Source organism: Cupriavidus sp. FW305-3-2-15-C-LB2, assembly GCF_058787575.1.
In genome coordinates, this window is record NZ_JBYSZW010000037.1 from 36,899 (window position 1) to 61,297 (window position 24,399).

At 66.0% G+C, this 24,399-nt stretch carries 21 protein-coding genes and 1 pseudogene; 15 read left to right on the forward strand and 7 right to left on the reverse strand.

The window, feature by feature from the left end; translation table 11 throughout:
- Positions 1-14: 14 nt before the first annotated feature.
- The 10 genes and pseudogenes from AC3WRR_RS23930 to AC3WRR_RS23975 form a co-directional block, all read left to right on the forward strand.
- A pseudogene (locus AC3WRR_RS23930) lies at positions 15-359 on the forward strand (alginate export family protein); the annotation flags it as partial.
- A 482-nt stretch (positions 360-841) separates the two neighbouring features.
- A complete protein-coding gene (locus AC3WRR_RS23935; protein ID WP_011614608.1) occupies positions 842-1,936 on the forward strand; it encodes a porin in 1,095 nt (364 codons plus the stop codon).
- Between the two features lie 46 nt (positions 1,937-1,982).
- On the forward strand, positions 1,983-2,963 hold the full coding sequence (locus AC3WRR_RS23940; protein ID WP_010811224.1) for a tripartite tricarboxylate transporter substrate binding protein: 981 nt from the start codon (positions 1,983-1,985) through the stop codon (positions 2,961-2,963).
- 59 nt (positions 2,964-3,022) lie between these two features.
- On the forward strand, positions 3,023-4,732 hold the full coding sequence (locus AC3WRR_RS23945; protein WP_492298296.1) for an amidohydrolase: 1,710 nt from the start codon (positions 3,023-3,025) through the stop codon (positions 4,730-4,732).
- 36 nt (positions 4,733-4,768) lie between these two features.
- Complete coding sequence (locus AC3WRR_RS23950; protein ID WP_011614610.1) at positions 4,769-5,161, forward strand: 5-carboxymethyl-2-hydroxymuconate Delta-isomerase; 393 nt, start codon at positions 4,769-4,771, stop codon at positions 5,159-5,161.
- 55 nt (positions 5,162-5,216) lie between these two features.
- Positions 5,217-6,308, forward strand: a complete 1,092-nt coding sequence (locus AC3WRR_RS23955; RefSeq protein WP_010811227.1) for a porin — start codon at positions 5,217-5,219, stop codon at positions 6,306-6,308.
- Positions 6,309-6,552: 244 nt separating this feature from the next.
- The gene (locus AC3WRR_RS23960) at positions 6,553-9,162 is read left to right on the forward strand and encodes a type VI secretion system Vgr family protein (protein ID WP_492298297.1); all 2,610 of its coding nucleotides are present in this window, start codon (positions 6,553-6,555) and stop codon (positions 9,160-9,162) included.
- Positions 9,152-10,978: an esterase/lipase family protein gene (locus AC3WRR_RS23965; protein WP_492298299.1), complete on the forward strand. Its 1,827-nt coding sequence runs from the start codon at positions 9,152-9,154 to the stop codon at positions 10,976-10,978. The genes AC3WRR_RS23960 and AC3WRR_RS23965 overlap by 11 nt, the downstream gene beginning before the upstream one ends.
- Positions 10,975-12,189 (forward strand): T6SS immunity protein Tli4 family protein, encoded by a 1,215-nt coding sequence (locus tag AC3WRR_RS23970; RefSeq protein ID WP_058698346.1) that lies wholly within the window; start codon positions 10,975-10,977, stop codon positions 12,187-12,189. The genes AC3WRR_RS23965 and AC3WRR_RS23970 overlap by 4 nt, the downstream gene beginning before the upstream one ends.
- Positions 12,190-12,402: 213 nt before the next feature.
- The gene (locus AC3WRR_RS23975) at positions 12,403-12,891 is read left to right on the forward strand and encodes a T6SS immunity protein Tli4 family protein (protein ID WP_439668570.1); all 489 of its coding nucleotides are present in this window, start codon (positions 12,403-12,405) and stop codon (positions 12,889-12,891) included.
- 55 nt (positions 12,892-12,946) lie between these two features.
- Here the strand turns inward: AC3WRR_RS23975 and AC3WRR_RS23980 are convergent, their stop codons facing one another.
- Together AC3WRR_RS23980 and AC3WRR_RS23985 are read right to left on the reverse strand one after the other, a co-directional pair.
- Complete coding sequence (locus AC3WRR_RS23980) at positions 12,947-13,888, reverse strand: LysR family transcriptional regulator (protein ID WP_037025144.1); 942 nt, start codon at positions 13,886-13,888, stop codon at positions 12,947-12,949.
- Between the two features lie 82 nt (positions 13,889-13,970).
- Positions 13,971-14,984, reverse strand: coding sequence for a LacI family DNA-binding transcriptional regulator (locus AC3WRR_RS23985; protein WP_010811233.1), 1,014 nt, complete (start codon positions 14,982-14,984; stop codon positions 13,971-13,973).
- Between the two features lie 225 nt (positions 14,985-15,209).
- Between AC3WRR_RS23985 and AC3WRR_RS23990 the strand changes: the two genes are divergently transcribed.
- Positions 15,210-16,151, forward strand: coding sequence for a zinc-binding dehydrogenase (locus AC3WRR_RS23990; protein WP_010811234.1), 942 nt, complete (start codon positions 15,210-15,212; stop codon positions 16,149-16,151).
- Between the two features lie 263 nt (positions 16,152-16,414).
- Here AC3WRR_RS23990 and AC3WRR_RS23995 read toward each other — a convergent pair whose 3' ends face one another.
- From AC3WRR_RS23995 to AC3WRR_RS24010, 4 genes are all read right to left on the reverse strand, one after another.
- Entirely contained in the window at positions 16,415-17,335 is a 921-nt protein-coding gene (locus AC3WRR_RS23995) for a dioxygenase family protein (RefSeq protein ID WP_010811235.1), read from the reverse strand.
- Between the two features lie 394 nt (positions 17,336-17,729).
- The gene (locus tag AC3WRR_RS24000; protein ID WP_011614618.1) at positions 17,730-18,284 is read right to left on the reverse strand and encodes a cupin domain-containing protein; all 555 of its coding nucleotides are present in this window, start codon (positions 18,282-18,284) and stop codon (positions 17,730-17,732) included.
- A 214-nt stretch (positions 18,285-18,498) separates the two neighbouring features.
- A complete protein-coding gene (locus tag AC3WRR_RS24005; protein ID WP_492298301.1) occupies positions 18,499-19,110 on the reverse strand; it encodes a UdgX family uracil-DNA binding protein in 612 nt (203 codons plus the stop codon).
- A 31-nt stretch (positions 19,111-19,141) separates the two neighbouring features.
- On the reverse strand, positions 19,142-19,837 hold the full coding sequence (locus AC3WRR_RS24010) for a recombinase family protein (protein ID WP_010811238.1): 696 nt from the start codon (positions 19,835-19,837) through the stop codon (positions 19,142-19,144).
- 288 nt (positions 19,838-20,125) lie between these two features.
- Between AC3WRR_RS24010 and AC3WRR_RS24015 the strand changes: the two genes are divergently transcribed.
- Together AC3WRR_RS24015 and fdxA are read left to right on the forward strand one after the other, a co-directional pair.
- Positions 20,126-20,593, forward strand: coding sequence for a hemerythrin domain-containing protein (locus AC3WRR_RS24015; protein WP_010811239.1), 468 nt, complete (start codon positions 20,126-20,128; stop codon positions 20,591-20,593).
- A gap of 134 nt (positions 20,594-20,727) precedes the next feature.
- A complete protein-coding gene (fdxA, locus tag AC3WRR_RS24020) occupies positions 20,728-21,057 on the forward strand; it encodes a ferredoxin FdxA (protein ID WP_010811240.1) in 330 nt (109 codons plus the stop codon).
- Here fdxA and AC3WRR_RS24025 read toward each other — a convergent pair.
- A complete protein-coding gene (locus tag AC3WRR_RS24025; protein WP_010811241.1) occupies positions 21,054-22,148 on the reverse strand; it encodes a substrate-binding domain-containing protein in 1,095 nt (364 codons plus the stop codon). The two genes, fdxA and AC3WRR_RS24025, sit on opposite strands and share 4 nt — an antisense overlap.
- A gap of 150 nt (positions 22,149-22,298) precedes the next feature.
- Between AC3WRR_RS24025 and AC3WRR_RS24030 the strand changes: the two genes are divergently transcribed.
- Both AC3WRR_RS24030 and AC3WRR_RS24035 read left to right on the forward strand, forming a co-directional pair.
- The gene (locus AC3WRR_RS24030; RefSeq protein WP_011614621.1) at positions 22,299-22,829 is read left to right on the forward strand and encodes a formate dehydrogenase subunit gamma; all 531 of its coding nucleotides are present in this window, start codon (positions 22,299-22,301) and stop codon (positions 22,827-22,829) included.
- The gene (locus AC3WRR_RS24035; protein ID WP_439668573.1) at positions 22,826-24,388 is read left to right on the forward strand and encodes a formate dehydrogenase beta subunit; all 1,563 of its coding nucleotides are present in this window, start codon (positions 22,826-22,828) and stop codon (positions 24,386-24,388) included. Before AC3WRR_RS24030 ends, AC3WRR_RS24035 begins: the two co-directional genes overlap by 4 nt.
- Positions 24,389-24,399: the final 11 nt, after the last annotated feature.

Sequence of the window (24,399 nt, forward strand, 5' to 3'; positions counted from 1 at the left end):
CGCAAGAGGCCTACTTCAATCAAGCCGGCCTGATCGGCGCCTCCAACGTGCTGGATATCCAGCCGTCGCTGACGCTGGTTCCCGCGGCCGGCATCAAGCTGACCTTCGCCTGTGACTTCATCTGGCGGGCAACCACGCACGACGCGGTCTACACCTCGGCGGGCATCCCGGTTCCCGGCACCGCGGGCCGCTCCGGCCAGTACAGCAGCAGCCAGCTCTCTGTGGATGTTGCATGGCAGGCGAGCCGGCATGTGCTGGTCAATGGCGGCGCCGTGTATGTGGATGAGAGCCGCACGCTGAAGGCCGTTGGCGGACACAACACGCGCTTTCTCTACCTGGCGCTCGGCTATACGTTCTGATGCGGCGGGTGCCATGCGACACATCCACAAGCTATTGAGCGCGACGAGCGGTCATGGGTGCCTGCGGCCGCGCCCGGGAGTGCGCGGCATAGCGCACGGCTTCCGGCGTCCAGCGTCCTATGCCTGGAACGCAGTGGTACAGCCACACCCGCTACCAGGCACGTCCCCAAGTACCTATGCTCAAGCCCGACAGCGTCGGCTTTTGCGGCACTGGCAAGGCGTGGCGCGGGCCCGGTATTCCAATAACAAATCGGTATGGTGACGAAAAGAAAATGCGAATGGACGCTGTGATTCGCCATTTCTAGAATCACCTCACGCTGAATGGTCGCGTAAATCCGCCGCACTAAAAGAGCGCCACCAAGAATCCACCAGATGCTGATGCCGTAAATGGGGCAGGGGTCGTTGTTGCCCGCGGTTTCGTGCACAGGGCGGGGCAGGCATCCCCGTATCGGTTCGGACAGGCGCAAGACACTGGAGACAATATGAAGAACCCCCTTGCGGGTGCCGCCTTTGCGGCGCTTGCGGCCTGCTGCACCGGCGCCTTCGCACAGAGCAATGTCACGCTCTATGGCCGGCTGAATACATCGATGGAGTATTCCGATGCGTCGACGGCTTCCGACGGCACCAAGCTGGGCGGCACCGGCCGGCTAACCAACAACCGCTCGGTCTTCGGCATGCGCGGCGAGGAATCGCTGTATGGCAGCCTCAAGGCGATCTGGCAGATCGAGAGCAATATCTCATTGGATACGGGCAGCGGACAACTGGCCAGCCGCAACACCCGCATTGGATTGGCCGGCTCAGCTGGCAGCTTTTTCATGGGCAACTGGACCACGCCCTACCTGGAAGCCACCTCGTCCTACGATCCGTTCTATCCGACCACGGCCGGCTACATGGCGCTGATCGGCAATGGCTCGACCCCGACCTCCGACAATGTCCAGGACACCAGCTCCTTCGATCGCCGCCAGAAGAACAGTGTCCATTACCGCAGCCCGAAGTGGAACGGCTTCAGCGGCGGCGTGACCTGGGGTATCAACGAAGAGCGCATTACGGTGCCGCGCAACCCGAGCCTGTGGTCGTTCGCGGGGGCCTATGACAACGGCCCGCTCAATGTCGTGTTGGCCTATGAGCGCCACAACAACTACCAGACCGCGGGACGCGATGACGAAGGTATGAAGATCGGGCTGTCGTACCAGTTCCCGACCACCAAGGTCTCGGCCATCTATGAGCGGCTGCACTACCGCACCGCCACCGGCGACCTGAAGCGCGATGCCTACTACGCGTCTGTGGTGCAGAAGCTATGGACGGGCAGCCTGCGCGCCGGCGTCGGCGTGGCCGGCAACGGCCGTGGCAACGCCACCGAGACTGTCGGCTTCTTCCGCAGCGGAGCGGATACCGGCGCGGTCCAGGCCACCCTGGGCTATGAGTACCCGCTGTCCAAGCGCACCTCGGTGTTTGGCTTCTACAGCCGCATCTTCAACAAGAAGAATGCCACCTACGACTTTGCGATCAATGAGCTGGGCATTTCCGCCGGCGCCGATCCGCAGACCGTTGCGCTGGGCATGCGCCACGTCTTCTGAGCACGGCGCACGTCAGGCCATCCCCCACGATTCCAGGAGTACCCCAATGAAATTCCAGAACATCCTGCGCGCGGCGCTTGCGACGGCGCTCTGCCTGCCGCTGCTGCACGGCGCGGCGCAAGCCGAAGCGTATCCCGACAAGCCGATCCGCATGATCGTGCCGTTTGCTGCCGGCAGCGCCACCGACCTGCTCGCACGCATCGTCAGCGCCGAGATCGGCACCAGCTCGAACATGCAGATCGTGGTGGACAACCGCCCCGGCGCGGGTGGGACCATCGGCACCGCGGTGGTGGCCAAGGCGCCCGCGGACGGCTACACGCTGCTGCTGACCTCCGCCGGGCATGCGGTCAATCCCACGCTCTATCCCAAGCTGCCGTACGACACCACCCGCGACCTGAAGGGCATCTCCACGGTGGCGACCATGCCCTACCTGCTGGTGGTCAGCGCCTCCAGCCCCTACCGCACGCTCAAGGACCTGCTGGCGGCTGCGCGCGCCAGGCCCGATTCCGTCACCTACAGCTCGGCGGGCAGCGGCAGCTCTTCGCACCTGAGCGGCGAGCTGTTCAACGTGACCGCGGGCGTGCAGACCCGGCATATCCCGTACAAGGGCGCGCCGGCGGCGATCACCGATGTGATGAGCGGGCGCGTCGACATGTTCTTCGCGCCGTCCATCACTGCGCTGCAGTTCGTCAAGGACGGCAAGCTGCGCATCCTGGGCGTGGCCACGGCGGCGCGGGTGCCGTCGCTGCCGGACGTGCCCACCATCGCCGAAGCGGGCGTGCCGGGCTATGTCTTCGATGCCTGGTTCGGCGTGCTGGCGCCCGCGGGCACGCCCAAGGATGTCGTCGCCCGCCTGAACACGGCGATGCAGCAAGCGCTCAGCGCGCCGGCGACCAAGGAGAAGCTGATTGCGCAAGGCGCCGAGGCCAAGCCCTCGACGCCGGCTGCCTTCGACAAGCTGATCGCCGCCGACATCGCCAAGCTCGAGCCCATCGTCAAGCGCTCGGGCGCACAGCCGGGCCAGTAACGCCGCCACGGCGCCCGGGGGGCCGGGCGCCACCTCTCCTGCACGAAGGGAACATCGATATGCGTTGCATTGCACGGGCCCTGGCGCATGCCATGGCCGTCGGCTGCCTGGTGGCGGCTTCGGGAGCGCAGGCGCAAGCCGGCGCGTATGCCGACCGGATCCTGGTCAATGGCACGGTACTCACCATGAACGCCACGGACACAGTGGCGCAGGCCCTGGCCATCCGCGGCGACCGCATTGCCGCGGTGGGGACCAGCCGGGACATCCGGCGCCTGGCCGGCCCGCGCACGGAGGTGATCGACCTGGGCGGGCGCACGGTCATCCCCGGCCTGATCGACACCCATATCCACGCCATTCGCGGCGGCCAGAGCTATGCCTTCGAGACTTACTGGTATGAAGGCGAGACTACCAGCCTGGCCGCGGGGCTGGAGCTGCTGCGCAAGACCGCGCTGTCGCGTGGCCCCGGCAAATGGGTGGCCGTGACAGGTTCCTGGCACCCCGACCAGTTCACCGAGAAGCGCGCGCCGACCCCTGCCGAGCTGACCGCGCTGCTGCCTGACAATCCGGCCTATGTGCAGTACCTGTACGACTATGCACTGGTCAACGCCAGGGCGATCGAAGCGCTCAAGCTCGACCAGCCGGATGCGCTGCCGCCGGGCATCCGCGTGGAGCGCGACAGCGAAGGGCGCCCCACCGGCCGGATCTTCGGCGCGATCCGGCCGCTGTCGGCGCTGTTCGGCCGCATCCTGGCGCAGAGCCAGGTCGACGCCAAGGCCAGCCTGCAGTCCTTTTTCAGCCGCCTCAACAGCCTGGGAGTCACCGCGCTGATCGATCCCACCGCGGGACCGGGCCCCGCCTACGATCCGCTGTACGCGTTGTGGCGCGAGGACAGCCTGTCGCTGCGGGTCGGCTACCGCATCCCGACCATGGTCGCTGGCAACGAGGCCGAATGGTTCCGCAATACGCTGGCTTACCTGCCGCCGCGCCTGGGCGACGGCAAGCTGCGCTTCCTCGGCCCGGGCGAGATGCTGGTGTTCGGCATGGACGACGGCGTGAAGATGGGACCTGGCTTCCAGCCGTCGGCGAAGGACCGCGAGGAACTGCTCAAGGTGGCAACGTTCGCCGCCAGCCGCGGCTATCCGGTCGAGATCCATGCCTATACCGACGATGCCGCCAGCGCGATCCTCGATGTCTTCGAGGAAGTGGGCAAGCGCCATGACCTGGGCAAGCTGCGCTGGGCCATGGCCCACCTGAATACCGGCAAGCCGGAGACGTTCCGGCGCATGAAGGCGCTTGGGCTTTCCTACACGGTGCAGATGGGGCCGTACTTCGAGGCCGGCGCCATCGGCCACGCCAACGACCACCATGTGGCCGAGGCCGCGCCGCCCGTGCGCCTGGCCCTGCGGCACGGGCTGAAGGTGGCGGGCGGCACGGATGCCACGCGCATCGGCATCCCCGGCGTCTGGCGCGCGTTGGAGTTCCACGTCGGCGGCTATTCGATCGGCAAGGAAGTCAGGCGCAAGGAGGACTTCCGGCTGTCGCGGCTGGAGGCGCTGCGGCTGTACACCGCCAATGCCGCGTGGATTTCATTCGACGAGGCCTCGCGCGGCACGCTGGAGGCCGGCAAGCTGGCCGACCTGGCGGTGCTCGACAAGCCCTACCTGACCGTCCCCGTTGAAGACATCCACCGCATCCGCTCGGTGCTGACGATGGTCGACGGCAAGGTGGTCCATGCCGACGGCGGCTTTGCCGCGCGCAAGGCGCGCTAGCCATCGGCGCCGCAAGCGCACAGGAGGGAATACGCCATGCCGCACCTGATCGTCGAATACACCCACAACCTCGCGCCGGTCGTGCGCATCGATGCCTTGCTGGCCGGACTGAGCGCGGTCCTGATCGCGCAGGACGGCGCGTTTCCGGTGGGCGGCATCCGTGCGCGCGCGCTATGCCTGGAGTCCTACCGCATGGCCGACGGCAGCAGCGACGATGCCTTCGTGCACGTGACGCTGGCCGTCGCGCGGGGGCGCTCGCAGGACGTGCTCGACCGTACCGTCAGCGCCTTGTTCGATACCTTGACCGCACATTTCGCCGAGCCATACCGGCGCCGCTACCTGGCCTTGTCGCTGGAGCTGCGGGAGTTTGCCGGTGCCTACCGGAGCCTCAACAACATCCATCAGCGCTACAACACCACGGCTGCATAGGGCGGCGGCCGCGTACCACCACAACGACAAGAAAGACCCACGGAGGAGACAGCAAATGAAGATCGGAACCATGGGGGCCGCGCTGCTTGCGCTTAGCCCGACGCTGGCCGCGGCGCAGTCCGTGACGATGTACGGCGTGATCGATACCGGCGTGGAATACGTGAACAAGGTCGGCGCGGGCGGCGACAGCCTGGTGCGCATGCCGACCCTCACCGGCACCGTGCCGTCGCGCTGGGGCCTGCGCGGCACCGAGGACCTGGGCGGCGGGCTCAAGAGCGTGTTCGTGCTGGAGTCCGGCTTCGCCCCCGATACCGGCGGTGCCAACCAGGGCGGACGGCTGTTCGGGCGGCAGGCGCTGGTGGGGCTGAGTGGCAAGTGGGGCCAGCTGTCGCTGGGGCGGCAGTACACCATGCTGTTCTGGGCCAACCTGGACTCGGACATCCTCGGCCCCAACGTGTACGGCGCGGCGTCGCTCGACAGCTACCTGCCGAATACGCGTGCCGACAATGCGGTGGCTTACAAGGGCACCTTCGGCGGGCTGACCGTCGGTGCCACCTACAGCTTCGGGCGCGATGCGATCAACGCCGGCCCCAGCCCGGCCGGCACCAATTGCGCGGGCGAGAACCCTGCCAGCAAGTCTGCCTGCCGGGAATGGTCGGCGCTGATCCGGTATGAGCACAAGGGCTGGGGCGTCACCGCTGCCTATGACTCGCTGCGCGGCGGGCCCGGCGCATTCGGCGGGCTTGGCAACAAGTCGCTGACCGACGACCGCCTGTCGCTGAGCGGCTATGTACTGCTGTCGCGCGCCAAGCTGGGCGTGGGCGTGATCCGCCGCGACAACGAAGGCAGCGCGACGCCGCGCAGCGAGCTCTGGTATGGCGGCATGGCCTACGACATCACGCCGGCCTTCACGCTGGCCGGGCAGGTCTATTACCTCAAGTTCCATGACAGCGCCAACAAGGCCATGCTGTATGCGCTGCGCGGTGCCTATGCCTTTTCCAAGCGGACTTCGGTCTATGCCACGGCTGGATTCATCGATAACGGTGGGCAGCTTGCCCAGTCAGTCAGTGCCGGGGCGGCGGGGTCCAATCCCAGGGCGGGTGGGTCGCAGTTCGGGACGATGGTGGGGGTCAAGCACGTCTTTTAGCGGACTGTCTGCATTGGCGCCATGCGGTCGGGTGTCGTGCCGAGGCAGACAGGTCTGCAGGCGGCAGCGGAATGCGCTGCATGATGGCTAGGAATCGTCCTAATTTGCTGGCTTTTCGATAAACGTTGCAATCTTTGACACGTGTAACGCACGTTTTGCGGATAACATCGCCTGCGCTCCGCAGAAGGTGCTTCGCGCGTAATACGGGTGCCATGCGGTAATCCTCTCTCAGGAGGCCGCTCGCATGGGTATTCGCGACAACCTGCCTTTTCCCGCCCGCACCGTCACGGTCTCCGGCCCCGCCTTGCCGGATATTCTCGGGCAATCCCCCTTCACCTTCGTGCGCCTGGAGGGCAAGGAAGGCGTCTGCGGCCTGTTCGAATACGACATCGAACTGAAGACGCCGGACAAGGCCTACAACTTCCACGGCCCGGAAGGCAACTTCGACTTGCGCGAGATGAACGGGCGCGAGCTGACCGTACATGTCGAACTCGACGGCATGGGTACGGGGTTGGCGGGACGCATTGGCGCAGGCACTCGCGAGATCAGCGGCATTGTCGATCGTGCCCGCTACCTGCGCGCCGAAGGGCGGCACTTCGTCTACGGACTGACGCTGCGCCCCTGGCTGTGGATCGCCTCGCAGAACCGGAACAGCCGCGTCTTCGAGAACCGCACCGACATCGAGATCATCGAAGAGGTCCTGTCTGCGTACTCCTTTCCGGTTGAGCGCAGGCTCGACGTGGCGAAATACCCCAGGCGGGTCTACCGCACCCAGTGCGACGAGAGCGACTACACCTTCATCGCCCGCCTCATGCAGCACTGGGGAATATCGTGGTTCTTCGAACACTCGGAGAGTAAGCACCGCCTGGTTCTGGTCGATCACGTCGGCGGTTACTTCAACATGCCGAGCGAGGCGTATCAGGTGCTGGAAATCCATCCGCCTGGCGCCCGGGTCGATCAGGAACACCTCGATGCCTTCTCGGTTGTCGATGCCGTGGTCGCAGGCAAGTACACGACCAATGCCTACAGCTTCACCCAGCCACGCGGCAACCTGAGCGCCAGCAGTTCGGACCCGCGGGACACGGGCCTGAACACTGGCGCGCTGCATCAGGAGGTGTACGACTTCCCCAGCGAGCACGCCCAGCCCGCCACGGACAACCGCCCGTGGGACGAAGGCGACATGATCGCCCGCATCCGCATGGAGGAGATCCGTTCGCGCGGCCTGCGCTGCTTTGGCGCCGGCAACCTGCGTGCCGTGGTGCCCGGCTGCACCATGCACGTCAAGGGACACCCCCAGCACGCCGCCAACCGCGAATACGTGGTGCTCAACACCAGCCTCAGGCTGGAAGACGTGGCCGAAGCCTCTGGTGAAGGCCAGCGGTGGCACTGCCGGGTGGAATTCGAGTGTCACCCCACCCATGAGGTCTTCCGTCCGGCACTGAGCATCCCGTGGCCAGTGGTCACTGGCCCGCAAAGCGCGACGGTAGTTGGCCCCGAAGGCCATACCGTATGGCCCGACCGCTTCGGGCGCGTGCGCGTGCAGTTTCCGTGGGACCGCTTCAACAGGATGTCCTGCTGGGTACGCGTGGCGACGCCATGGGCGGGTTCGCAGTACGGCCAGGTCAGCATCCCGCGCATCGGCAGCGAAGTGCTGGTGATGTTCCTGGACGGCGGTGATCCGGACAAGCCCATCGTGATGGGCGCGGTGCCGAACAGCCTCAACATGCCGCCGTGGCAGCTACCGCATCAGCATGCGCTGACCGGCATTCGCAGCCGTGAGCATGACGGCTCCAGCAGCGGTCATCTGGTGTTCGACGATACCAAGGGGCAAATCCAGTCCCAGCTGTCCTCGGACTACCAGCGCTCGCAACTGAGCCTGGGCTACCTGAGCCGCATCGAGGACAACCGGGGTCGCCAGGATCATCGGGGCAACGGCTTCGAATTGCGCACCGATGGGCACGGTGCCGTGCGCGGCGGCGATGGCCTGCTGATCAGCACCGAGCCCCGACCCGATGCCAGGGCGCACCATAAGGACATGGGCGAGACGGTTGACCGGCTGCAGCAGGCCCAGCATGCCCACGACACCATGGGCCAGCTCGCGCAGCACCATCACGCGCAGGATGAGGAACAGCAGGACGTCGCCAAGGCGCTCAAGGCCCAAGATGAAGAAATCCGCGGTTCGGGCGAGGTCAATGGCGAGTTGACCGCGCCTCATCTCGTCCTTGCGTCGGCAGCAGGATTGGCCGCGACGACCGCCAAATCCACCCAATTGCACAGCGGCGAGCATCTGGCTGTCACGACTGGCAAGCATGCATCCATCGTCAGCAGCGGCGGCATCTTTGCCAGCGCGGCGCGACGGATTGCGCTGTTCGCGCACAGCCTCGGCATACGGCTGGTGGCCGCCACGGACCACATTGCGCTCGAAGCGCAGGATGGCGACATCAAGGGCACCGCCAAACGCAACATTCATTTCCGCGCGCTTGGCGACATCGTTTTCGAGGCCGACCAGGGCATTCTGTTCAAGGTCGGGCAGACCTATATGCGCGTGACTCCCTCGCAGATCGTCGAGGGCATGGGCGGGGTAAGGCAGATTCACGCGACCGATTTCAGTGTCGATGGCCCGGATGGCATGAACCCCAGCGCCCTGGCGCTACCACAGAGCGATTTCGATCAGGAGGTGTACTTGTATCTGCCCGACGGCTCGCCCGCCAGGAACCGGAAATTCCGGCTGACGCAATCCGACGGCAACGTGATCGAGGGCCTCACCGGCCCCGATGGGCTGACCAAGTTCCAGCAAAGCCAGGGCGCTGAAAACATCATGATTCAGATTCTGGAGTCCGCAAGTGGCCACTGATCGCATCCATCTGAAAACCGGCGAAGAGATCGGCGGACACGCCGGAGCCGTCGTTGCACTCACACCTTCGACCGACACGCGCCGCGCCAGTCTGCCGGTGCCGCCTGACAAGGTGATTCCGGTCATCTTCCTGCCGGGCATCATGGGGAGCCACCTTCGCATGAGCCGGAAGCGGCAGGAAGATCTCAAGCGCGACGACAACATTGCCTGGCGGCCGGATGACACTGGGGACACGCTTGCCCGCCGCAACGACTCTCCGGGTCGCCGGCAAATGAACTTCGATCCCGATGAAACCGAAGTGGACCGTTACGAGATCACCGAGGACGCCGGAAAGTTCGACATGACCGGCGAGGAAACGGTCAATTCCGACAAGCGGCACGCCAACGTCCCCAATGGGCTGCCCGATATCGGCTTGCTGATGAGCGCGCCGTTGCCGCCTGCCGCCGAGCAGTGGAAGGCCAAGCGTGGCAAGCACGAGGCCACCGCCGCGCAGAAGGCCCGCTGGCGCGGCTGGAGCGAAGTCATGTTCGAGACCTACGGCGAGGTGATCAAGCTGATGGAGGCTCACCTGAACGACATGCTGGTGGCCGGGGAACTCTCGCCGGCCTGGAAGAAGGGCAAGAAGGTGGAAGTGCTGGGCGTCAACCCCGCCTATTGGGGCGGCGCCGGCGATGCGCTGACCGAGGCCGATGTCCTGCGCGTGGCGAACTGCTGGTATCCGGTCTACGCGATGGGCTACAACTGGCTGGAAAGCAATGGCACGTCCGCAAAGAAGCTGGCCAGGCGCATCGACGAAATCATCGGGATGTACAAGGCCAACGGGCGGCAGTGCAAAAAGGTGATCGTCGTCACGCACTCGATGGGTGGCCTGGTGGCCCGCGCCCTGCTGCATCCGGACTACGGCAACGCGCAGGACAAGATTCTCGGCGTCTACCATAGCGTCCAGCCCGCGCTCGGCGCCGGGGCGGCCTACAAGCGCGTGCGCACAGGGTCCGACGTGCAGGACAATCTGGTTGGGAACATTGCCCGCAATGTCATGGGCAGAACAGGCAAGGAAGTGACGGCGGTATTTGCCAATGCCTCGGGGCCGCTGGAGCTGCTGCCGACCGCCTCCTATCCGCGAGGATGGTTGCGTCTGCAGACCGGCGACTACCGGCAGGCCATGGCGCTGCCGATTGCATCGGATGCACCGCTGAAGGCGTATCTGAGCGATCTGGACTTGCATCAGAAGCTGGGCGTGGACAAGCCGGCGCCGCCGATGGCGGTGGGCGATCCGGTCTACGACATCTACACGCGCAATCCTCAGGCATGGTGGCGGCTGTTGAATCCGGAATGGATTAATCCGGCAGATAAAGATCTTAGAGGGGCGGAGCCGTACGCACTTGCGAAGAAGCGGATTGCCGCCGCGCAGCTTTTCCACAAGAACATCAAGGACCTGTACCACCCCACGACCTATGCCAGCTACGGCGAGGACAGTTCGCAGAAGTCCTACGGCAGCGTGACCTGGCGGGCGGAGACGGCCGATCTCGCGCCACATGGCGACCCACTCACGTGGACCATCGAGAGCGAGGATGCCGAGGGCCGCATCGTGGTGCGCACCAAGAGCAGACAGCCGCTGACACTGCGCCTGGAGCCACCGATTGACGCAGGTGACCAGACGGTGCCTGCCAAGGCGTCCGCCGAAGCCGTGCGCGGTACGCTATTCCGGCAAACTGGCTACGAGCATCAGGGCAGCTATCAGAATGACCAGGTGCTGGCGAGCGCGCTGTATTCGATCATCAAGATTGCCAACACTGCGACATGGTGGGGCCAATGACCCGCCGCGGCTTCACCAAGGTCTTGGCTGGCCTGCTGCTCGCGGGCTGCCAATCGTTTGCGTATCCGGAGAACAAGATGTCGGAACCCGTTGCGCTGTCGCCGCGCCTGCAGACCCTTTTCGCCAAGACCAAACCGGTGTGCTTTGGCCGCTATGTGATGGAAGTCCCGGTCGAAGCCGAGATGCTGTGGGGATTCCGGGAGTTTCCCGGCAAGATTATTACGCACGACGGACAAGCGGAGCGCTTGAAAGAACGAGCGGAGTCATTTCGTCGCGAGATACTTAGTAAAGATCGAACTGCCAAGATTAGCTATTTTGGTCAGGCGGCGACTTCGCGAAGCTGGGAAATTCGATATTTTGAAGACCAGCTCTCGATCGACTACGGGGTGGAAATGAAGCATACCTTCGTAGCATCTGGTTCGAATCTGTTCGAGTGGTTTACTGGTGGCGATAAGCTCGCCCCCTTAGTGCGTGGCATACGGGCACGCGACAACGCAGAAATCCCCACGGCCCCCGGCGTCTGCATCGACCACGGCTTCGTCGCGGACGCGTCCGGCAGCTATCAGGAAATCTTTGGCGCAGGCATTCGGCTGCCCAGCCTGCCCGATGTGAGCTTTTCCGTGGACTCCAACAAGCTGGCCAGCGTGGACGGCGAACCTGGTCTGCTGACTTCGATTGCCGAGCAAAGGAAGTACCTGGGTAGCCGCTACCCGAAATTGACGACCCTGCGCGAGGGCAAGCGCACGGTCGGCGTCTGGCAAGGGGAAGAATCGCTGGTCCGCCGTGCGGATGGCACACATGACTTCGAGTGGGAAGCTGTTGGCAGGGAGCGAACGACGCTGCATCCGGCAGTGATCGGCGCCAAGATGTACACCAAGGTGGCGGCCAATCGCATCGGCGCTGCGGATCAGGCATCGCTGACGGACGAAGAAGCTGTAGCCCTCTGGGACAGGCTGCTGGATGGTGTGCGTTTCCGCGTGAACGCACCGCCGACGCAGACCGGCGATCCGGTCACGGTTCGGTCGGGCGAAACCACCCCGCTGTCCGGCATCTGGCGCGCCTCGCTTCCGCCCGGACACCCTCAGGCGGATTGGGTGGCCAGCAAGTCCGGCATCCTGCGGCAAAAAGGGATGCCGATGATCCGCTTCGGGCTTTCACCATCCGACGAAGCGCTGGTTGTCTGGACGTGGATGGGCGAGGCCAGCACATGAGCCCCCGCCGCATCATCACGGTCGGTGACATGACAGATCGCACAAGCACTACAACATGGGAGGAGCAATGATCCACCGCGCCTTGGCCATCATCAGCATGACTGCCCTGCTGATGGTGGGCGGCCAATCGTATGCCGCGCCGGAGAACGGAAAGTTGGAATCCGTAGCGATGTCACCGCGCTTGCAGACCCTCTTTGCCAAGACCAAGCAGGTTTGCTTTGGGCGCTCGGCGCGGGCATTGATCTGCCGAGTCTCCCAAATGTCAGCTTTCGGGTTCGCTCCAACAAGAGGGTGGACGCCCCCAACGGGGAAGGTCTCTTGGACTTGATCGCCCGGCAAAAGAAGGACCTCGGAGACCGCTATCCGAAACTGACCACCCTACGAGAAGGACAGCGCACGGTCGGCGTGTGGCAAGGAGAGGAATCGCTGGTTCGCTATCCGGATGGCACGCACAGCTTTGATTGGGTGGCTGTTAGTAGGGAACGTTCTACGCTGCACCCAGCTTGGATCCACGCGAATATGCGAACAGAGGTCGTCGCTGCGGACAAGGCATCGCTGAGCGACGAGGAAGCCATTGTCCTTTGGGACAAGCTACTGGAAGGCGTGCGTTTTCGAGTCAACGCGCCGCCCACCCAAACGGGCGATATGACCGACCACAATGGCGTGGTGGCCACGGGTTCCCCCAAAATACAAGCGCCGTAGCGCGGCTGTATGACGAGGTGGACTGCCCAACAGCCGCGCCCGCCAAGCGCGTCCGCTAACTATCCAAGACCTCCCCCAACAACCGACTATTAGGCCAGTTCCCATCAACCGCCAATTCCCTGGCAACATCCCTGAGCGTTTCCATCACAGCCAGCGTCGCCCGCGACGGCGGCCGCGCGGCCGCATAGCCGATCATCCGATGCAACTCCAGCCCACGAATCGGCAAGGCCTGCAGACGCTGCGCCTGCAGCTCGTCGCGTATCGCCGCGGCAAAGTGCACGGTCCAGCCGAACCCGCGCACCACCAGGCGCCTGGCCACCTCGATTGATTCGACCTCCATCGTGACTTGCAGCTCCACCCGCTGGCGCGCCGCCAGCGCTTCCAGCGCCAGGCGCACGCCTGACTTGGACACCCCGGTCAGGATCAGAGGCAGGCCCTGCAGCTGTTCAATGTCCACAGGCCCATCCCCCAGCGACGCAGCGCCCCAGGGGCCGATCGCGCACAGGCTTTCGGCAACCAGCGGCACTACCGAGACCCCGGGGCTCGACACCGGCCCGCTCAGCAGCCCGACGTCGAGCGTGCCTTGCAGCAACGCATCCTGTAGCGCGGGCGCAAAGTTCTCGACCAGTCGCAGCCGGATTTCCGGATAGCGCTGGCGCAGCGCCTCGGCCAGCGGGATGAACAGCAGCGGCGCCAGCGCCGGGGTCAGTCCCAGCGCCACCAGCCCGCGCGGCGAGGCCGCCAGGTCGGCGATGTCGACCTTGACCTGGTCGGCATAGCGCAGCAGGAAGGACGCGCGGTCCAGCAACACCAGGCCTTCCGGCGTGGGCGTGGCGCCGCGCACATGGCGTTCCAGCAGTCGCACGCCCAGCTCTTCCTCGAGCAGCCGGATCTGCCGGCTCAGCGCGGGCTGCGCGATGTGCAGCGCAGCCGAGGCGCGGCCGAAGTGCTGCAGCGTGGCCAGCACCTTGAAATAGCGAAGCTGTCGGAGATCCATCGTCATGCCTCAGGGTAGGTGCCTTATCGTGCAATCGATTGCACGATAAGGCACAAAGAAGCGGAGCCATATGGCGGCCGCCTTACAGGGGCCGGGTTGATGCCCGCACCACCAGCTCGGGAGTCAGCAGGGTCCGCGCCGTGGTGGCGATGCTGCCGTCGAGCGCGCCCAGCATCAGCGCCGCCGCGCGCGTGCCCATCTCGTAGAACGGCACGCGGATGGTGGTCAGTGCCGGCGACACCGCGTGCATCAGCAGCATGTCGTTGTGACCGACCACGGACAGGTCCGACGGACAGCTGCCGCCCGCCGCGCGCACGGCCGCATAGCAGCCGAGCGCAAGGAAATCATTGGCGGCCACGACCGCGGTGATGCGCTGCCGCCGCGACAGCAGCTGCGCGCACGCGGCCTGGCCGGCGTCTTCCGTATAAGCCGGCGCACGCTCCACCGGGCATTGGGACGCGGACAGGCCCAGGTCAGCCACTGCCTGCAGGAAGCCCGCCTCGCGTTCATGCCCGGTCGACAGGCTGGATGGCCCGGCAACATGCCCGATGCGGCGGTGGCCCAGCGCATGCAGGTGGCCGACTGCCAGCGCCATCGCCTGGCGGCTGTCGCCGACCACGCTCGACACGCGCCCCGCATCGTCGCTGCGGTTGACCATCACAATGGGCACGCCCTGCGCCAGGCAGTGCGCCACCACGGGGTCGTTGCGCTCGGCGGTGGCCAGGATCAGGCCGTCCACCTGGCGCGCCAGCAGCTGGTCGACGATAAAGGTCTGGCGCGCCTTGTCGCCGCCGGCATTGGCCACGATCGGAATATAGCGATGCCGGGACAGGGCGTTCTCGATGCCCAGTACGATCGGCGGGAACACCGGGCTGCCGATGTCAGGCACCACCACGCCGATGGTGCCTGAGCGCCGCGTGCGCAGTGCCGCCGCGATGCGGTTGGGCGAGTAGTGCAGGTCCTGTGCCGCCTTGAGCACGCGCGCCACCAGTTCGTCGCCGATGCGGTGGCGGGTCTCGGGGTTGAGCACGCGCGACACGGTGGAAGGATGGACGTCCAATGCCTCGGCGATCTGCTTGATGGTGGGTTTGCTCATCGCTGTCGTGCCATGTGCGGCAGGCTGCTTGCCATACCTTCTGGTTATCGGGATGCCGCCAAAAAGTGGATTGGACGCCGGGCTGCGGCCATTCCTAGAATCGGCCTCGATGCCGGCCAGCTTCGCGTTTGTTGTGCAATCGATTGCATTGTAATCTGCTGACCAGGCGATGCCAAGTCGCAGATCGACCCGGACCAGAAGGACATCAAGGACAAGGAGAAGCACATGAAAGGAGCGGTTTCGCTCGCCGGCAGGGCGCCGGTGTACCAGGAGTTTGACGATCCCACCCCGGCGGGCGGGCAGGTGGTAGTTGACGTAGGCGCCGCGGCGCTGTCACGGCTGGATATGGCCATTGCCGAGGGCCGGCATTACATCAAGCCGGCGGCGGGCAGCTTTGTCGTCGGGCGCGAGGGCGTGGGGCGGCTTGCGGATGGACAACGGGTCTACTTCAACGTCAACGCACCGGTCGCGCCGTTCGGCTCGATGGCGCAGCGCGCGCTGGTGGATCCGGCGCTGACCTTCCCGGTGCCGGACGGCATCGATGACGAGCGCGCCGCCGCGCTCGGCAACGCCGGCCTGGCGGCATGGCTGCCGCTGTCGTGGCGGGCGCGCATGCAGCCGGGCGAGACCGTGCTCGTGCTCGGCGCGACCGGTATCTCGGGATTGCTGGCGGTGGCCGCGGCAAAGCTGCTGGGTGCCGGCCGCGTGATCGCGGCAGGGCGCAATGTGCAGGCGCTGCAGCGCGCACGCCGGCTTGGCGCGGATGCGGTGGTGCCGCTCGACCAGCCCGGCGACTTGCTGGATGCCTATCGCAACGCGGCCGACGGCAACGTCGACATCGTGCTGGATTACCTGTGCGGCGCGCCGGCAGAGGCCGCGCTGCTGGCGCTTGGCCACGGCGGGCGGCTGGTCCATATCGGCACCACGGTGGCGCCCACCATTGCCTTTGCCGGCGCCGCGGCGCGCAAGGCGTGTTTCGACATCATGGGCTTTGCCTACTACCACGCGCCCGTCGCGGTCCAGGCGCAGGCCTATGCCGAGCTATGCCGGCATACCGCGGCAGGGCGCATGGAAATCGATATCGTCACCGCGCCGCTGGAGGATGTCGGGCAAGTGTGGGCCGCGCAGGCCAGGGGCGCGCGCCAGCGTTTCGTGCTGGTGCCCTGAGTCGGCAGGGGTTCTTGCCAAGCGGCATCGAGCGATGCCGTTTGGTCATGACGCCGGAAAAACAAGCCCGGCCGGATCGCCGCGTCCGCGCATGGCGCCGGACTGGCGACCGCCAGCACTGCCACGATTGCGTGGACATCCAATGCTGGCGGTCGCGTGACCTGAATGAACTACGGAGCGAGCACGTCAGGGTCCGCGGCTTCGGCGCCAAGTTGCAGGGCGCCGGGCGGGCAGGTTCAACATCTCCGTGAGTCGAAAGAGGTTCAGGGCAAGGGCGGCTTGGGCAGGCGCGTCTCCCCCGGTTCGAGTTTCAGTTCGACATCGAGACGGAAGCCGCCGCCATCGACCGGCTCAAAATCGCGCAGCAGCGAGCCGACGGCGCCAAACGCCGCGTCGCTGAAGGCAAAGGGATCCAGGGCATCGAAGATCTGCGTGGTCAGTACCTTGTGCCCTGGTGCGATGGCGATGAAGTGAAGATGGGCCGGGCGCATGTGGTCGCGGTTCTGCAGGGCCAGGAGGTCGCCGCAGGGGCCGTCGATCGGGACGCCATAGCCTGAGGGCCGCACGCTCTCGAACCAGAAGCGCCCGTCGGCATCGGTCTCGAACGCGCCACGCAGGTTCATGTCCTCCTGGTGTTCGTCCTGGTTCTCGTACAGGCCGCTTGGCGCCGCCTGCCATGTCTCGACGCGCGCGCCGGCGATCGGCGTGCCGTCGATCGACACGACGCGTCCCTGCACGAACAGCGGATCGCCCGTGGTATCCGGGGTTGCGATGTGCGCGCCGTTGGCGCGAACCGGCTGGTTCGCACGCCAGAACGGGCCGATCAGCGCGGGCTCGGTGCCGCCGGCTGCAAGCACGGCCTTGGCATCCATCAGAAGCACCAGCGTGGCAAGCCCGAGAATATCCGCCAGCAAGATGCCCTCGTGTTTTTTCGGTCCGGTGGCCTGGCCGATGCGGACCATGAAGTCCAGGCCATGGTGGAGTTCCTCATAGGTCAGTTGGACCTCTGACGCGAAGGCGTGCGCATGCCGGATAAGCGCATCAAGAATGGTCCTGGTGCGCGGGTCGTGTGTCCCGGAATTCGCTTTGAGCACGGCCTTCAGCAGTGCCTCGGGGGTGGCTGGAATCGATTGCGCGTTCGATGCGGAGGGCGCGAGCGCGCTTTCTGCGGAGGCAGATGTCATGATGGTCGGCTCCTGATGATTGAAAGAGTGGATGTTGCCTGGCGAGGAGACGGACATTGGCGCCCGGTCTCAGTCGCTCTGGATACGTGCCTTGTTCGCGACTTCGGCGCGGCGCGGGACATTTTCCGCGACCCGGGCAGCGAGTTCTGTGGGCTGGCACAGCCACGGCCTCGAAGCCGAGATCGCGCGACTGTTGCCGCACTTCGCTGCTCGCCAGGATGCGACGGACGTACAGGTGGCGGCTCGGGTGCGCCTGCCGGAGCAAACAGCGCCTGTATGGTCTCGGAACGATAGCCCGCAAAGCCGGACTCGGCCAAGGTCGGAATCTGCGGCAGCCCGGGCCAGCGCCGAAGGCTACCGGGCGCAAGCACCCTGAGCGACCCGGCGGCCGTCTTCAGTCTGCGGCGCGGTGTTCCGCCTTGTCCGCTTCCGTTTCCGTGATGTAGCCGTCCTTGCCGTAGACGAGACCGGTGGCCTCGGCGGCCTTCACTACGTCCGGGTGCCAGGCAATGCGGCCGCACTCCTCGTCGGTGCCGCCGACCACCGAGTACACGACCAGGGCGTGGTCGTTAGGGTTGCGGAACCCTCTCATCACGCCGATCGGGCAGGAGATCACATCCCACTGGTTCAGCATCAGCGAGTACTGGCCCTTCTCGCCCCAGATGACTTCCATCTGGCCATTCAACGGGCAGAACACTTCCTCGGTCTTGTGCGCGTGCAGGCTGGCGCCTTGCCCGACCGGGATTTCGATAAAGGTCACGCCGAAGCGGTGGTTACCCGGAATCGCCGGCTCGACGCCTTTGTTCTCGAGCACGCCGCGGTTCATGATCTTGTAGATGTTCTTCTTCATGCCGGGCAGGCGGCTTTCGATGAAGGTCTCACCGTAAGGTTTGACCTTGCCCCAGCGCGCGATGCGGGTGGCTTCCATTTCCTGAGGAGTGGGATCCATGCTGATTCCTTGGTGCAATGAAGTTGGGAGAACGAGAGGGCGATCGCCTTCTGTCCGTGCAACTTTAAGAAGCGCCCAGCGATTAATCCATTACCATTTTTCTCGCGACTCGATAACATTTCGGTATCGAGAACTTGCAAGACTTCGGTACTTTGTCGTGACGGTATCCTGCCGGCCGATGGAATCTTCTCCCTTCAGGGAGTGGCCTGCTGCTTCAGCCTTCCGCGCCGCCGCGCGCCCGCCCCGCGGCGGCGCGCAGGCTGCGCACGATGCGGTCGAAGGTGGCGGCTCGCGCCTCGTCGGTGCGCTGGCGCAAGGCGAACGACGGGTGGTAGGTGGCGATGACAAGCCGTCCCTCGTGCTCGACTGGCGTCTCCATCATTCCAGCCAGGGACACGCTCTTGCGGCCCAGCACCGCACGAGCCGCGGTGGCGCCAAGCGCGACCACGACCCTGGGCCCGACCTTCTCCAGTTCGCGCTCCAGCCACAGGCTGCAGGCCTCGATCTCCTGCTGCGCCGGCGACTTGTGCAGCCGGCGCTTGCCGCGCCATTCGAACTTGAAGTGCTTGACCGCATTGGTCATGAAGAGCTTGTCGCGGTCCAGCCCCGCGCTGGCCAGTGCTTCGTCCAGGAGGTGCCCGGCCGGGCCGACGAAGGGGGAGCCCTGCAGGTCTTCCTGCGCCCCCGGTTGCTCGCCAACCAGCATGATGCGCGCATGGGCGGCGCCGGCGCCGGGCACGCCCTGGGTGGCATTGCGCCACAACGGGCAACGCCGGCATTGGTTCAGTTCATCGCGGCTGACGGGCAGCTTCCTGTGCTCGGGCATGGGGGCACGGCGCGCTGTGCTGCTGTCGGTCTCATCCGGTGGCAGCTTCGGTCGCCGATTCTTCAGCGTCGGCCATGGCCGCGGATGCCGCATGGGGCTGGGCGCCTGGCTCGGCGGCGCGGATGCGCAGCACGGTCTGGCGTGAAGTGCTGAAGCGCCGCGCGGTCTCGCTCACTGAATTGCCCGCGGCCAGCGCGTTCAGGATCGCATGGCGCTGTTCAGGCGTGTGCTTGGGCGGGCGGCCCACCTGACGTCCCATGGCCTTGGCCGCGGCCAGGCTCTCGCGCACGCGCACGCTGCGGGCGGCGCCTTCCAGCGCGGCGACCGCACGCAGCACCTCGACCGCCTCCGGCGGCGTGGTGTTGGCCAGGTCGTCACGGGACAGCTGCACGCAATACAACGCCACCCCCAGCAGGCGGAAGCGCCGGATGGTGGCCAGCACCTCGGGCACGCTCCAGCCCAGGCTGCACAGCCGCAGTGACACGACCGAGTCGGCCGGCTGCACCTGGTGCTGCAGCGCGCGCAGGCGCGGGCGCTGCAGCGCGGGCACTGACGCGGGCTCTTCTTCCCAGAAGGCATGGCGCGCATCTACGCCATAGCCGGCCTCGCGCGCGGCTTGTAATTCGTCCATCATGGCCGGCTGGCCATCGGCACAATTGGAGTAGAGGAATGAGGTCGGCATGGTGGTGATGAACGGCGCGGACGCGCCGTCCGGTATCGGTTGCATTTCGGACAGGGATACTCCTGTTTCGGCTTACTGCGCCACGCCGCAAATTTCATGCCGCGCTTGCCCCGCACAGGGCAAAGGTGAGGGGGCTCCCAAGGCACGGTATGCAGGCAAATGAAGCCGCGGCAAGCCTGGTCCGACCGACGCGGCGCTGCGGGCACAATTACAAGGCTTCGCGCAGGAATTGCAACGACTGGCAGGTGCGCTGCCTGCGCTGGGGCGGGCACGGAATCTGCGTTCTCCCCAGCGCAAAGCCGGAGCGCCGGCAAATCCCACCAGGAGAAAGCCGTGGACAAGTCGAAGATTCCCGCAGACCAGGCCCAGGCCCTCGGCGCATTGATGGACGACCATCGCGCTGTCAAGAAGCAGTTCAAGGCGTTCAAGGACACTGAAGATCGCGACGAGAAGCAGGCGATCGCGCTGGACGTGTGCCACCAGCTCACGGTGCACGCCACCATCGAGGAGGAGATCTTCTATCCGGCGCTGCGCGGCGTCAGCGACGAGATCGACGACCTGCTGGACGAGGCCGAGGTCGAGCACCAGGTGGCGAAGGACCTGATCGCTGCGATCGAGGAGGATCCGGCCGGCGACAAGCTCGAGGCCAACTACACGGTGCTGTCAGAATACGTTGCCCACCATATCGAGGAAGAGGAGGGCGAGCTGTTCAAGAACGCGATCAAGGAAAAGGTCAACCTGCGCGACGTGGCACAGGCCATGGCGGCGCGCAAGGAAGAACTGATGCGCGAGACCGCTTGACGCGCCTGCGCCCGGGCCAGGCCGGGCGCGGCTCTTCAGCGGATTTGAAGGAGTCGCACAATGCGGCGCGTCCCGCGCCCGCGGGCGGGGCGTTACCATCACGCGGTCATCACCCGCCGTACCGCAACTGCCCCATGACCTTTGTCGTGACGGATGCCTGCATCCAGTGCCGCCATACCGATTGCGTCGAAGTCTGCCCGATGTCGTGCTTCCACGAAGGGCCCAACTTCCTCGCCATCGACCCCGACCAGTGCATCGATTGCTCGATGTGCGTGCCGCTGTGCCCGGTCGGCGCGATCTACTCGGAGCATGACCTGCCCGAGGACCAGCGCCATTTCATTGCCCTCAATGCCGAACTGTCGCGGCGCGCTGACTGGCTGCCGTTGCTCAAGGCCAAAGGGCCGATCCCCGGCCATGAGCAATGGGCCGGTCATCCTGACCGCCTCTCGTTGCTGGAGCGCTAGCGCGCCTCAGCGTAATCCGGGAACGCTTCTTCCAGCGTCAGCACGGTGCCGGTCAGCGTGCCGTCGTAGCCGGGCAGTGCATTGACGCGCTGGCGGAAGGCTTCGCTGGTAAGCGCGTCCACCGCGCCGGCCAGTGCCGCGCTGCGCAGCTTGGCGCGCTCGATCGCAAAGAAGTAGCGCTCCTTGATCACCGGCACGAACGCCAGCCCGAAGCGCCGCGCCGCGGTTTCCACGCCAAAGCCCACGTCGGCCATGCCGCTGCCGATATACGCGGCCACCGCGGCGTGGGTGAATTCACCGTTGCTGTAGCCCTCGATGCGGGCCGTGTCGATGCCGCGCGCGGCCAGCATCAGGTCCAGCAGCAGGCGCGTGCCCGAGCCCACCTGGCGGTTGACGAAGCGCACCTCGCGCCGGGTCAGGTCTTCCAGCGTGTGGATGCCAAGCGGGTTGTCCGGCCGCACGAACAGTCCCTGGCTGCGCACCGCCAGGTGCACCAGGCAGTGGGTGTCCGGCTTGAGCCAGGTGGTGAAATGCCGCCACATGCCGTGCTCGAACTCGCCCACCGGCACATGGAAGCCGGCGATATCGCAGGCGCCTTCGGCCAGTGCCGCCACGGCCTCGACGCTGCCGCAGTACTTCAGGTCGTGCCGCACCTGCTGCTCGTCGAGGAAGTCGCGCAGCGCCGCCACCGCGAAGCCGTGGCTGGCATGCAGCCGCGCCGTGGCTTCGGGCTGGTCCATCAGCTTCTTCAACTCGATCTCCAGCTCGGACGCCAGGCTGTCCAGCGTCGGCGACAGCCGCGCGCCGATCCGCTTGCTGGCCCACACCAACTGCTGCGCCAGCGGCGTCAGCGCGCTGCCGCGCCCGCGGGTCTTGTCGATCAGCGGGCCGCCGAACAGCGCCTCGGCATCGCGCAGGATGCCCCAGGCGTAGCGGTAGGACAGCGATACCGCCTGCGCCGAGTGGCTGATGCTGCCGGATTCCTCGATATGGCCGAGCAGGGCCACCAGGCGGGACACGTCCAGGGCCTCGCCACCGGGGCTGGCGTCGTCCCGGATCTGCAGGTGCGGGTGGATCGAGATGCGAATCATATGTAGAAAATAGCTTATTGAAGGGCCGCTGTCACTCTCATATAGTCCTTCAAACGGGAAAAAACGGCGACGTCACAGCCCGTAAATAGGAAAAAAATAGCATATAAGAGGCCGCGCTGCCGATCTGCGCAACGCCTCACAGGAGACGCTATGCCAGAAATTTCCCCCCATGCACCGGCATCCGCCGATGCCACGCGCATCGCCGCCATCGTGGCCGCGCGCCAGGACATACCGGGCGCCTTGCTGCCGATCCTGCATGAGATCCAGGACACACAGGGCTATATCCCCGACGCCGCCGTGCCCGTCATTGCCCGCGCGCTGAACCTGTCGCGCGCCGAGGTGCACGGCGTGATCACCTTCTACCACCATTTCCGCCAGCAGCCGGCCGGGCGCCACGTGGTGCAGGTCTGCCGCGCCGAAGCCTGCCAGTCGGTCGGCGCCGAAGCGCTGGCCGAGCATGCGCAGCGCGCACTTGGCTGTGGCTTCCATGAAACCACCGCGGACGGGCAGGTGACGCTGGAGCCGGTTTATTGCCTGGGCCAGTGCGCCTGCGGCCCCGCCGTGATGGTCGGCGAGCAGCTGCACGGCTATGTCGATGCCAGGCGCTTCGACGCGCTGGTGCGCTCGCTGCGCGAATCGTCCGCGGAAAAGACCACGGAAGCCGCGGAGGCACAGGCATGATCACGATCACCACCATCTTCGTGCCGCGCGATTCCACCGCGCTGGCACTGGGCGCCGACGACGTCGCCCGCGCCATCGCGCGTGAAGCCGCGGCGCGCAACGAGCACGTGCGCATTGTGCGCAATGGCTCGCGCGGCATGTTCTGGCTGGAGCCGCTGGTCGAGGTGCAGACCGGAGCCGGCCGCGTGGCCTATGGCCCGGTCAGCGCCGCAGACGTGCCGGGGCTGTTCGACGCCGGCTTGCTGCAAGGCGGCGAGCACGCGCTGTCGCAGGGCGTCGCCGAAGAGATCCCGTTCCTGAAGCAGCAGGAGCGCCTGACCTTCGCCCGCGTCGGCATCACCGATCCGCTGTCGCTGGACGACTACCGCGCGCATGAGGGCTTTGCCGGCCTGGAGCGCGCGCTGGCGATGCAGCCCGCCGAGATCGTGCAGGAGGTCACCGACTCCGGCCTGCGCGGCCGCGGCGGCGCGGCGTTCCCGACCGGCATCAAGTGGAAGACCGTGCTAGGCGCGCAGTCCGCGGTCAAGTACATCGTCTGCAATGCCGACGAGGGCGACTCGGGCACGTTCTCCGATCGCATGGTGATGGAAGACGACCCGTTCATGCTGATCGAAGGCATGACCATTGCCGCGCTTGCGGTGGGTGCGGAGCAGGGCTACATCTACTGCCGTTCCGAATACCCGCACGCGATTGCCGTGCTGGAAAGCGCGATCGGCATCGCCAACGCCGCCGGCTGGCTCGGCGACGACATCCGCGGCAGCGGCAAGCGCTTCCACCTCGAAGTGCGCAAGGGCGCCGGCGCCTATGTCTGCGGCGAGGAAACCGCGCTGCTGGAAAGCCTGGAAGGACGGCGCGGCGTGGTGCGCGCCAAGCCGCCGCTGCCGGCGCTGCAGGGGCTGTTCGGCAAGCCCACGGTGATCAACAACGTGATCTCGCTGGCCACCGTGCCGGTGATCCTGGCGCGCGGCGCGCAGTACTACCGCGACTACGGCATGGGCCGTTCGCGCGGCACGCTGCCGTTCCAGCTTGCCGGCAACATCAAGCAGGGCGGACTGGTGGAAAAGGCGTTCGGCGTCACGCTGCGCGAGCTGCTGGTCGACTACGGCGGCGGCACGCGCAGCGGCCGCGCCATCCGCGCGGTGCAGGTGGGCGGGCCGCTGGGCGCCTACCTGCCCGAGTCGCGCTTCGACGTGCCGCTGGACTATGAAGCCTATGCCGCGTTCGGCGGCGTGGTCGGCCACGGCGGCATCGTGGTGTTCGATGAAACCGTCGACATGGCAAAGCAGGCCCGCTACGCGATGGAGTTCTGCGCGATCGAATCGTGCGGCAAGTGCACCCCGTGCCGGATCGGCTCGACCCGCGGCGTCGAAGTGATGGACCGCATCATCGCCGGCGAGCAGCCGGTCAAGCACGTGGCCCTGGTGCGTGACCTGTGCGACACCATGCTCAACGGCTCGCTGTGCGCGATGGGCGGCATGACCCCGTACCCGGTGCTGTCCGCGCTGAATGAATTCCCCGAGGACTTCGGCCTCGCCTCCAACCCAGCCAAGGCCGCCTGAGCCAGGTCCAG